At 70.6% G+C, this 10,245-nt stretch carries 10 protein-coding genes; 4 read left to right on the forward strand and 6 right to left on the reverse strand.

Going from position 1 to position 10,245, the window contains the following annotated elements; all coding sequences use genetic code 11:
• Window positions 1–820 precede the first annotated feature (820 nt).
• Together ABZ635_RS26605 and ABZ635_RS26610 are read left to right on the forward strand one after the other, a co-directional pair.
• Window positions 821–2,167, forward strand: coding sequence for an HD-GYP domain-containing protein (locus tag ABZ635_RS26605; protein WP_357769939.1), 1,347 nt, complete (start codon window positions 821–823; stop codon window positions 2,165–2,167).
• Window positions 2,167–3,498 (forward strand): HD domain-containing phosphohydrolase, encoded by a 1,332-nt coding sequence (locus ABZ635_RS26610; protein ID WP_357769941.1) that lies wholly within the window; start codon window positions 2,167–2,169, stop codon window positions 3,496–3,498. The genes ABZ635_RS26605 and ABZ635_RS26610 overlap by 1 nt, the downstream gene beginning before the upstream one ends.
• Before the next feature lie 46 nt (window positions 3,499–3,544).
• Here ABZ635_RS26610 and ABZ635_RS26615 read toward each other — a convergent pair whose 3' ends face one another.
• A complete protein-coding gene (locus ABZ635_RS26615; RefSeq protein ID WP_357769942.1) occupies window positions 3,545–4,285 on the reverse strand; it encodes a GntR family transcriptional regulator in 741 nt (246 codons plus the stop codon).
• 132 nt (window positions 4,286–4,417) lie between these two features.
• On the opposite strand from ABZ635_RS26615, the gene ABZ635_RS26620 reads away from it, so the two are divergent.
• Window positions 4,418–5,962: a histidine kinase N-terminal domain-containing protein gene (locus tag ABZ635_RS26620; protein WP_357769944.1), complete on the forward strand. Its 1,545-nt coding sequence runs from the start codon at window positions 4,418–4,420 to the stop codon at window positions 5,960–5,962.
• Window positions 5,963–6,045: 83 nt separating this feature from the next.
• On the opposite strand, the gene ABZ635_RS26625 is transcribed toward ABZ635_RS26620, so the two are convergent.
• Window positions 6,046–6,300 (reverse strand): WhiB family transcriptional regulator, encoded by a 255-nt coding sequence (locus tag ABZ635_RS26625; RefSeq protein WP_357769946.1) that lies wholly within the window; start codon window positions 6,298–6,300, stop codon window positions 6,046–6,048.
• A 285-nt stretch (window positions 6,301–6,585) separates the two neighbouring features.
• Window positions 6,586–7,518, reverse strand: coding sequence for a diacylglycerol kinase family protein (locus tag ABZ635_RS26630; RefSeq protein WP_357769947.1), 933 nt, complete (start codon window positions 7,516–7,518; stop codon window positions 6,586–6,588).
• Between the two features lie 76 nt (window positions 7,519–7,594).
• Between ABZ635_RS26630 and ABZ635_RS26635 the strand changes: the two genes are divergently transcribed.
• The gene (locus ABZ635_RS26635; protein WP_357769949.1) at window positions 7,595–7,990 is read left to right on the forward strand and encodes a hypothetical protein; all 396 of its coding nucleotides are present in this window, start codon (window positions 7,595–7,597) and stop codon (window positions 7,988–7,990) included.
• A 28-nt stretch (window positions 7,991–8,018) separates the two neighbouring features.
• Here the strand turns inward: ABZ635_RS26635 and ABZ635_RS26640 are convergent, their stop codons facing one another.
• The 3 genes from ABZ635_RS26640 to ABZ635_RS26650 all read right to left on the reverse strand — a co-directional run bounded on the left by ABZ635_RS26640 (window position 8,019) and on the right by ABZ635_RS26650 (window position 10,075).
• On the reverse strand, window positions 8,019–8,777 hold the full coding sequence (locus tag ABZ635_RS26640) for an RNA polymerase sigma factor SigF (RefSeq protein WP_199776574.1): 759 nt from the start codon (window positions 8,775–8,777) through the stop codon (window positions 8,019–8,021).
• A gap of 41 nt (window positions 8,778–8,818) precedes the next feature.
• Window positions 8,819–9,244, reverse strand: a complete 426-nt coding sequence (locus ABZ635_RS26645) for an anti-sigma factor (protein ID WP_357769951.1) — start codon at window positions 9,242–9,244, stop codon at window positions 8,819–8,821.
• A 240-nt stretch (window positions 9,245–9,484) separates the two neighbouring features.
• Complete coding sequence (locus ABZ635_RS26650) at window positions 9,485–10,075, reverse strand: class I SAM-dependent methyltransferase (RefSeq protein ID WP_357769953.1); 591 nt, start codon at window positions 10,073–10,075, stop codon at window positions 9,485–9,487.
• Between the last annotated feature and the right edge of the window lie 170 nt (window positions 10,076–10,245).

The raw sequence follows: 10,245 nt of genomic DNA on the forward strand, positions 1-10,245 counted from the left end.
GGGGGGGGTCGCCGGGGGGGGCCGGGGGCGGGGTGGGGGGGGGGGTTAATTCTGGAATTCCAGCTTTCGCCACTTTTGTATTTTCGGGGCCGCTTGTTGCGGTCTGGTGTGTTTTGGGCCTTATGCGTGCTTTTGGAGAAAGAGTGCGCCGACACCCGTGGGGCTTCGGGGGTTTTGGTCACGGGGGTGCCCGGTGGGTGGTTCTCGTGGGGTTCGACACGCCCGATGCGGAGAAACGGTTTTCGGTCGTGACCGAGTCGGAATGAATTTCCTTGGACTCGTGAGGACTTGTTTCGAATGCTCACGATGGGTAGTCGTGCCTGATGGGGTCGGCTGGCGCCCTGCGCAGGAACGCCCCGGGGGGCGACGATCGCCCGAGTCGCCCCTGGGGCCTATTGTCACTCTGTGTAGTTGTTTGGAATGACTAATTGAATTAGTAATTCCACGCTCCGGAACTTGTCGCCCCCTGTGGCCGATCGGGTGCCCCCGGTTCGGGTTGGGGGTAATCAGGATGGTGCCGTGGCCCGTTAAACTGGAGGCCTTATCCAACGAATAGGGTCATTTGCGCGGCGTGCCCGGGGGATGAGGGGGCTGTCGCCGCAGGGAGAAGGGGGATGACGATGCTCGTCACCATGTTCGGTCCGATGATGGCCGCCGTTTTTGCTGCTTCCACTTTTACCGGATGGTCTTGGTGGTAGAACAGAACCGGTGAAACCATGACAGTCCGGTCGTCGTCGGTGGGGGGTGAACGGGGGTGCGGGCTCTTCCTTGGGGCGCGCGTGTCTACGTCGGGATCATCGTTGTCAGTGCTGTCGTCGTCATGCTCGTGGGTCCCTACTCGGGGATCAGCCTGGGGACCCTGGTACTCATCGCTGTCCTGTTCGTCGTCGCGGAGTCGATAAGCACACACGTCGTCGCCGACGTCAAGGAAGCCGGAATCTCGCCGAGCTCGGCCGTGGCCCTGGCCGCCGTCGTGCTCGTGGGACCGGCCGGCGCGGCCGTGGTCGGTTTCGCCTCCTGCCTGGTGATCCGCAGGCAGGGTCTGGTCAAGCGGGCCTTCAACGGGGCACAGTTCGCCCTGGCGGCGCACGTGGCCGGACACGTCTACCTGCTGCTCGGGGGTACGGTGGGGGTGCCGGGGCAGTCCGACTTCCCCGGCATCGTCCTGCCCTACGTCGCGGCGGTCCTGACGCACACACTGCTCAACTCGGCGCTCATCGGCGTGCTCGTGTGGTGTCTGGGCGTCACCCGGCCCGCGCGCGTCGGGCCGCTGCGCTGGCGCCCGCTGGCCTCCCTGGAGGTCGCCTCCGTGGGCTACCAGATGCTGGGCCTGGCCATCGCGGCCATCTGGGGCGCGGTGGGCGTCATCGCCCCGCTCCTGGTCCTGCTGCCGCTGTTCATCGCCCGCTGGGTCTTCGGCCAGCAGAGCGCCGAGGCCCGCGCGCACGAGGCCACGCTGGCCACCCTGTGCCAGGCGGTCGAGACGAAGGACTACTACACCCGGGGCCACTGCATGCGGGTGGCCGAGGGCTCGGCGATGATCGCCGCCGAACTGGGTATGCCGGCCGAGCGGGTGCAGAAGATCCGCTACGCGGGCATGCTGCACGACATCGGCAAGCTCGGGGTGCCCACCAAGGTGCTCCAGAAGAACGGCAAGCTCACGGACGACGAGTACGCCGCGATCAAGCTGCACCCCACGCGCGGATACGAGATCGTCCGGGAGATCAGCTTCCTCGACGAGGCGCTCGCGGGCATCCGGCACCACCACGAGCGCCTGGACGGTCGCGGCTACCCGATGGGCCTGGTGGGGATGGAGATCCCCGAGTCGGCCCGGATCATCAGCGTGGCCGACGTCTTCGACTGCCTCACCTCCACCCGGTCCTACCGCAAGGCGTGGTCCGTGGAGGACGCCATCGCCGAACTCCGGCGCTGCGCGGGCAGCCAGTTCGACCCCCGGATGGTGGAGGCCCTCGTGCGCGCCGTCACCCGGGAGGGGTGGGAGACTCCGGACATCGCGGAGCCGCCGGGCGGGTGCTACGGCGCCTCCGGCGGCGCGGAGTCCGAGGAGAAGGGCGCGACGGCACCGTCCGCCGCGCGGCGGGACGGTACGTCCCCGGTGGCCGAGTCCACCTCGGCGGCCGCGGTGACGGGGGGCCAGGAGCGGTGATGGCGCAGAGGCAGTCGGACGGGGTCCCGCCCGGTCCGCACCCGAGTGGTCCCGAGGGCGGGGCGCTCGGCCACCAGCGGGCCCGGGGGCCCGTGTGGCGCACGGCGCGCCCCTTCCGCGCCCTGCTCGTGGGCGGGGTGGGCGCCGCCTCCCTCACCGCCCTGGTGTGGACCGCCTCCACCGGGTTCGACCAGCCCTACGTGGCGCTGGCCTTCTGCCTGGTCATCGCGGTCGGTGAGCTGGCCAGGATCACCCTGCCCGGGCACCGGGGGTCCGCGCCGATCGCCCTGGCCGGGGCGATCGCCTACGCGTTCCTGCCCAGCCTGGGCGGCGAGGCCAGCCACCACTCCGCCTGGCAGGTCGTGGCGGTGGTCGCCCTGGGCGTGGCCCTGGGCGAGCTCCCGCACGTGGCGGTGGGCCACGCCCCCCGCCTGGAGGACGTGGCGCGGCGGGTCCTCACCGCGGCCCTGCTCGCCGCGGCCTTCCGACCACTGGCCGAGGCCCTGTCCCTGACCGGCCCCTCCGTCATGGTCGCCCTGATGATGACGGTGCTGGTCGCCCTGGCCTGGGCGCTGGACGTGGGGGTCTCCGCCGTGTTGCGGGCCGAGCGCCTGCGCACCCGGCTCGCGGTGGCCCTGCGGGACGAGGCCCGGGCCCAGGTCGCGACCGGCGGCGCGATCGCCTCCAGCGGCGTGCTCATCGCCCTGGCCTGCACGGTGACCGGCCTGGTGGGCCTGCTGGTCTTCCTCGCCCCGCTCCTGGTCTCCCAGGTGGCCTTCCGCAGGCACGCCGAGGTGCGCCGCACCTACCTGGAGACGGTGCGCGCGCTGTCCAGGGTCACCGAGGTCGGCGGCTACGTGGAGAACGGCCACTCCCGCCGGGTCAGCCAGCTCTCGCACGGCATCGCCTGCGAACTGGGCCTGGCCGAGGCGGAGCTGCTGGAGCTGGAGTACGCGGCGCTCATGCACGACATCGGCCAGCTCTCGCTGCGGGAGCCCATCGCGGGCGGCGCGACCGTGCTGTCCTCGCCCAGGGAACAGCGGCGGATCGCGGAGCTGGGGTCGGCCATCATCCGGGAGACCGGGGTACTGGACCACGTCGCCGAGATGGTCCGCCGCCAGTGCGAGCCGCTGGCCGGGGACGGCGAGGCGGGCGTGCCGCCGCTGGGCAGCCGGATCATCAAGGTCGCCAACGCCTTCGACGACCTCGTCGGGGAGAACGGCGACGCCGAGCGCCGGGCCGCCGTCGTGGAGCGGCTGCGGATGGACACCGACAGCGAGTACGACCCGCGGGTGGTCGACGCCCTGGCCAGCGTGCTCGCCCGCGGCTGACCCGGTCCGCGCCCCGCGTGCCGATTCCGGACCGGGGCGGGGCGCGTCAGTCCCGGGGCGGGCGCAGGCGGGTGACGAACTTGTAGCGGTCTCCCCGGTACAGGGAGCGGACCCACTCCACCGGGTGTCCGTCACCGTCGAAGCTGTGCTGGCAGTGCAGCACCAGCGGCAGGCCCACGTCCACGCCGAGCAGGCGCGCCTCGTTGGGGGTCGCCAGCACCGTCTCGATGGAGGCCTCCGCCTCCGCGAGGGAGACGTCGTAGGCGCTCGCCAGAGCCTCGTAGAGCGACGCGTAGCGGTCCAGCTGCCTCCGGAGTCCGGGGAAGCGCCGTGCGGCCAGGTGCGCCGTCTCGACGGCCATGGGCTCGCCGTTGGCCAGCCGTAGCCGTTCGATCCGCAGCACGCGACCGCCCGAACGGATCGAGAGGAGCTCCGCCAGCTGGTCGTCGGCGTTGATGTAGCTGACGTCCAGGATGCGGGTGGCGGGGTGCAGGCCGTGCGCCCGCATCTCCTGCGTGTAGCTGGTCAGCTGGAGGACCTGCGCGACCTTCGGCTTGGCCACGAACGTGCCCTTGCCCTGGATACGCAGGAGGCGGCCCTCGACCACCATCTCCGTCAGGGCCTGGCGCACCGTCGTGCGCGAGGTGCCGAACTGCGTGGCCAGGGAGCGCTCCGGCGGGACCGGGTTCCCGGCGGGCATGGCCTCGATCAGCTCCAGCAACTGCTTCTTGACCTGGTAGTACTTGGGCACCCGCGGGTTGCCGTCCAGTGTGCGCTGAACCGTCATCAGTCTCCTCCGCCGCGTTGCGCACCCCGCCCGGTCGTGGTCGTGCGGCCGCCTTCCGGCCGTCGATTGGTGTGGACCACTGGTCGAGTGCGTGCCCCTTGAGTATGCACGGCTTCATGGGATGATTTGTGAGTGCCTCACCTCAGCGACCTCATTCGCCGACACACGTCACTCAAACAGGCGGACCTGGAGTGGATTCACTCGCTGGTCTCCGACTGGCAGCTCCTGGCCGACCTCTCCTTCGCGGACCTCGTGCTCTGGGTGCGCCTGCGGGATGACGACGGGTGGATCGCCATCGCCCAGATGCGGCCCACCACCGGCCCCACCGCCTTCCAGGACGACCTGGTGGAGGCGGTGCTCAGGGACGACATGACCGATCTCACGTCCCGGACCGCCCCTCGGGTGGTCGGCCGCCGGGCCCTGATCGACCGGGCCTGGAGCGAGGGGCGCATCTGCCGCGACGGCGACCCCGACTGGTCCGGCGGGGTGCCGGTGCGCGAGGAGACCATTCCGGTCCGCAGGGAGGGCAACCTCATCGCCGTCATCCAGCGCAGCACCAACCTGAGTTCGGCTCGTACGCCGAGCCGCCTGGAGCTCACCTACCTCCAGAGCGCCGGCGACCTCGCCCAGATGATCTCGGAGGGCGCCTTCCCGTTCAGCGACCAGGGGCCGCTCATGGTCCGGTCGCCGAGGGTGGGCGACGGACTGCTGCGCCTGGACCAGAACGGCGAGGTGGTCTACGCCAGCCCCAACGCGCTCTCCGCCTACCGCCGGCTGGGCCTGGCCGCCGACCTCGTCGGGGCGCGCCTGGACCGCACCACGCTGGAGCTGGCCTCGCAGGGGGAGGCCCGGGACGAGAACCTCACCTACACGGCGAGCGGGCGGGCCCCGCAGGAGTCGGAGATCGAGGCGCGCGGGGTCACCGTCCAGCTGCGGTCGATCCCCCTGATCGTCGACGGTGTGCGGATCGGCGCGCTGGTGATGGTCCGCGACGTCACCGAGCTGCGCAGGCGCGAGCGCGAGCTCATGACCAAGGACGCCACCATCCGGGAGATCCACCACCGGGTGAAGAACAACCTCCAGACGGTGGCGGCGCTGCTGCGGCTCCAGTCACGGCGTCTGGACATCCCCGAGGCGCGGGCGGCCCTGGACGAGGCGGTCGGCCGCGTGGGGTCCATCGCGATCGTGCACGAGATGCTCTCGCACACCCCGGACGAGGTGGTGGACTTCGACGACATCGCCGACCGGGTCATGCAGATGGCGGCCGAGGTGTCCTCGACGGGTCACGCGGTGGTGCCCCGGCGCGACGGCCACTTCGGACTGTTGAACGCGCTCGTGGCCACCCCGCTGTCGATGGTGCTGGCCGAGCTGGTGCAGAACGCGGTGGAGCACGGACTGGGCCAGGGGCCGGGCCTGATCGAGGTGCGGGTGCGCCGGTTCGACACCGGGCCGGGCCACCCGGGGCCGAGCAGTCTGGAGCTGGCCGTCTCCGACGACGGCGGGGGGCTGCCGGAGGACTTCGACCTGGAGGGAACCACGAGTCTGGGCCTGCAGATCGTGCGGACCCTCATCGTGGGCGAGCTCGGGGGGACCCTGGCGATCAGACCGAAGGAGTCCGGCGGGACCGAGGTGGCGATCGGTCTGCCCCTGGAGCACGAGGAGCGCGAGGTTCCCTGACGGGCGCCCGCGGCGCCGTTGCCGTGGTGCGCGGTCCGGGCCCCCGCCGCGCCAGCGGGGGATCGTCGTCGGCCGGGAACGGTCTAGCTGCGGACCATGGGGCGCAGCGCGGTACCGCGGCGCTTCATGCGGCGGCGTTCCTCCTCGGAGGTGCCGCCCCAGACGCCACCGTCCTGGCCGCTCTCCAGCGCCCACTTGAGACACGCGGAGCTGACCGGACAGCGCTGGCAGACCTCCTTGGCCTCCTCGATCTGGATCAGTGCGGGGCCGAAGTCGCCGATGGGGAAGAAGAGTTCGGGGTCTTCGTCACGGCAGGCTGCGTCATGGCGCCAGTCCATGCGGTCCACTCCTCACAGTGAGGCGATCATTTGTGAAGCTTTTCACGATCGGAATGTGCAAGGGCGCCCGGCGGAGGGGGTCCACCGGTGGGTGTCGTCAGGCCGAGTAAGTGAGGTTTCACCCCACGGCCACGTGGGAGCGCCCAAATTAACTCGCCCGTAACTCGCGGCGATATGTCGAGCGTGTCAGGATCGCCGGGACCATGCAAGACTTCCCGAGGCCGAAGGTCCTGTTCGGTGTGTCGGGTGCGTCACAGTCATCGGGAATGGCCGCTATCGGCGTTATTAACAGAAGATTCGTAATGCCTTCGGTACCGAGTGGAAGTTGACCTCTTCACGCTCGCCCAGGTATTCGCCGTCGATTTGGAACGCCCGCGGATGCGACGACGAGATGCGCAGCGACGCCTGGTCGTGCCAGGTCACGTACCCGTCCCCGTGTGCGGGAAGGCCCTTGGGGAAGAACATTTGGGAAAGAACCCAGCCAGTCAGCGCGTGCGAGGACTGGGTGAGCGCGAATGCGTCCAGACCCAGCTCGAAACGGGAGGCCGGGGTGGGCTGAAGCGCCAGCGCCCCCGCGTACGTCCACGGAGTGGTGTTGGTGACCAGCGCGAAATAGACATCCTCCAACGACCTTCCGCCGTCACTCACGCTGAGTGACGGATCGCGGATATCGCCCCGGAAGAACAGCTTTACCGCGGTCTCCGCGTACAGGGCCGGGGTGGCCTTGCGGCCGTTGCCGCGTTCGTGCTCCACCTGCTGCACCACATCGGCGTCCCACCCGAAACCCGCGCAGAACGTGAAGTACCGGTCATCCTGCTCACCGGTGATCCGGCCCAGCCCGATCTCGCGTTCGCGCCCCGCCCGGATGGCCTCCAGAATCGTTCCCGTGGCCTCCACCGGGTCCCCGGGAACCCCCAGGGCGCGAATGAACACGTTCGCGCTGCCGCCCGGGATGACGGCGTAACGGGGTCGCGGCAGCTCCTCCGGGGTGGCCAGGAGCCCGTTGACGACCTCGTTGACCGTGCCGTCACCCCCCAGGCTCAGCACCAGGTCGAACCCGTCCGCGGCCGCGCCCCGCGCCAGTTCGCGAGCGTGGTCCCGGTAGGCGGTCTCGACGGGGGTGACGTCCAGTTCGGCGGCCAGCGCGCCCAGGATCACCTCGCGGGTGCGTGAGGTGGTCGTGGTCGCCTGGGGGTTCACGATGAATAGGGCTCGCACCCCGACAGTCTAGGCGGTGGGGGTCCCGCGGGGGAGCCGGAGGGGCGGACCCCGCGAGCGCGTATAGGCTCGTCAGGTGTCTTCGCGTCCCATCACCATCGTCATCGCCGCCGTGCTGGAGGCCCTGATCGGGCTGGTCTCGGCGCTCGCCGGTCTCTACAGCCTCTACACCGCGGCCACCGGCCGGGCGACGGACCCGGTCTCCTCGGCCCTCCCGCTCACCGTGATCGGGGTCGGCGTCGGGGCGCTGCTGGTCTTCGTCGCCTACGGCCTCTGGAACCTGCGTGACTGGGCCCGCACGCCGGTGGTCGTCACCCAGCTCTTCATGGGGGTGGTGGCGTACTACATGTACACGGGCGAGCAGTACGCGATCTGCGCCGTCATGCTCGCGGTGGCCGTCGCGGCGGCCGCGGCGGTCCTGGCGCCGCCGACGACCGCGGCGCTGTTCTCCGACACCGAGGGGCGCCGGTAACGTCACCGCGGCCGTCGGCCGCACGGGGTCAGTCGTCCGTGGTGAGCGCCTGCCGCAGCTGGGCCAGGGTGCGCGCCAGCAGACGCGACACGTGCATCTGGGAGATCCCCAGCTCCTGGGCGATCTGCGACTGCGTCATGTTCCCGAAGAAGCGCAGCAGCAGGATGCGCTTCTCGCGGGGCGGCAGCTGCTCCAGGAGCGGCTTGAGGGACTCCCGGTACTCCACGCCCTCCAGGGACTCGTCGACGATCCCCAGGGAGTCGGCCACCGCGGGGGCGTCCTCGTCCCCGCTGTCGGGGGCGTCCAACGACACCGTCGAGTAGGCGTTGGCGGACTCCAGTCCCTCCAGCACCTCCTCCTCGGTCATCTGCAGGTGCGCGGCCAGTTCCGCGACGGTGGGGGAGCGCCCCTCGCGCTGGGACAGGTCGCTGACCGCCTTGGTCAGGGAGAGCTTCAGCTCCTGGAGGCGCCGCGGAACCCGCACCGCCCAGCCCTTGTCCCGGAAGTGGCGCTTGATCTCACCGACGATGGTCGGGGTCGCGTACGTGGAGAACTCCACCCCGCGTTCCAGGTCGAACCGGTCGATGGACTTGATCAGCCCGATCGTGGCCACCTGCGTGAGGTCGTCCAGCCACTCGCCCCGGTTGCGGAACCTGCGGGCCAGGTACTCCACCAAGGGCAGGTGGAGCTCGACCAGTTCGTCGCGGATCGCCCGGCGTTCCGGCGCGTCCGCGTCGAGGTCGTTAAGGCGCTCGAACAACTCTCTCGCGCGGGCCCGGTCGGGCACCGCGTGCTCGGTCTTCGCTGTCAGAGCGGGCCCCCTTTCGCTCACGCCGGCTCCAGGGCGCCACGGCGTTTGTACAGGACGATGAAGACGCGGTCGTCCGGACCGACCCCCGCGTCGACGTCCCCGGCGAGCGCGGACAGGACGGTCCAGGCGAAGGTGTCACGGGCGGGCAGGCGTCCGTCCGCCGTCATCACCGAGACCGAGATGCGCATCCCGTCGGGGGTGAGTTCGAATTCCGTGGTCAGTTCTGTGCCGGGCAGCGCCTGGGAGAGGAGCATCGCGCAGGCCTCGTCGACACCGATCCTCAGGTCCTCGATCTCGTCGAGGGTGAAGTCGAGCCGGGCGGCCAGCCCTGCCGTCGCCGTGCGCAGGACAGACAGGTAGGCGCTGTCGGCTGGCATGTTGACGGTGACGGCGTCGCGTACACCGGTGGCGTCGGCCGTGGGCACAGCGGTTTCTTCGGTCACGTCCCTCCTTCGGGGGGCGAGGTTGCCGCTTGAGAGCAATGTATCTCGTTTCACCCTGCCACTGACGCAGGGAGAAGGGATCGTGTCCAGCCCCCAAGGGGTGAACACGAGACGAATGGCCCACAGGGGCCCCTTTCGGGAGCCAGTGCGGTCAGCGCGTCGCCGTGGGGGCGACGGAGCGTCAACACATCCATGAGGAGCCAACCCAGGGTACGCGTCGTACCGCCGGGAACGGCGCGCTCAACGCGGTCGGTGCGCGACCAGCCGTTCCACCAGGCCCATCATCAGGCGGTCGTGGTGGCCCACCACGAACCCGACCTCCTCCGCGACGGTCCGCGGAAGCCGGCGGGGGTGACGGCGCATCCGTTCGCGCCACCGGAACGGGAACCGCGTGTACTCGATGTGGTCGACCAGAAGCAGCCGCCCGCCGGGGACCAGGACCCGGTACATCTCCGCGAGAGCGCGCTCCTGGTCGGGGATCGTGCACAGCGCCAGCGCGCACAGCACGGTGTCGAACGACCGGTCGGCGAAGGAGAGCCGCTGGGCGTCGCCCTCCACCAGGTGGATCGGGCGACCCTGCTCGGCGGCCCTCTCCCGTGTCCGGGCGAGCATGGCGGGGCTGAGGTCCACGCCCGTCAGCACGACCTGCGGCGGGTAGTACCGCAGGTTGGTCCCGGTGCCCACCGCGACCTCCAGGGTGCGCCCCCGCGCCCCCGCGCACAGCAGTCGGCGGGTGCGGCGGACGCTGGACGGTTCGATTCGCGTCCCGGCGTCATAACCCCCCGCCCGCTTCTCCCACAGCTCGCGGACCTTCTCCGTACGGGCGTCCATGCCTCTCCCCGGGCAGGTGGATGTCACGTGACGACTCTGGGGGCGCGAGCCCCCCGGGTCAAGGGCATCGGGGGTGCTTTCACGTGAACGGTGGGGCCCCGCGCTCCGTGGAGGGGCGGGGCGGCCCCGCCCCGCGGAGGGGTTCACGGGGTCCTCGTGGAGGGGCGGGG

The organism is Nocardiopsis sp. NPDC007018 (genome assembly GCF_040635075.1).
GTDB lineage: Bacteria > Actinomycetota > Actinomycetes > Streptosporangiales > Streptosporangiaceae > Nocardiopsis.

Coding starts and splice junctions, on each gene's coding strand:
- ABZ635_RS26605 (WP_357769939.1), top strand. CDS start 821: ATGCTCGTGGGTCCCTACTCGGGGATCAGCCTGGGGACCCTGGTACTC.
- ABZ635_RS26610 (WP_357769941.1), top strand. CDS start 2,167: ATGGCGCAGAGGCAGTCGGACGGGGTCCCGCCCGGTCCGCACCCGAGT.
- ABZ635_RS26615 (WP_357769942.1), bottom strand. CDS start 4,285: ATGACGGTTCAGCGCACACTGGACGGCAACCCGCGGGTGCCCAAGTAC.
- ABZ635_RS26625 (WP_357769946.1), bottom strand. CDS start 6,300: ATGGACTGGCGCCATGACGCAGCCTGCCGTGACGAAGACCCCGAACTC.
- ABZ635_RS26650 (WP_357769953.1), bottom strand. CDS start 10,075: ATGGACGCCCGTACGGAGAAGGTCCGCGAGCTGTGGGAGAAGCGGGCG.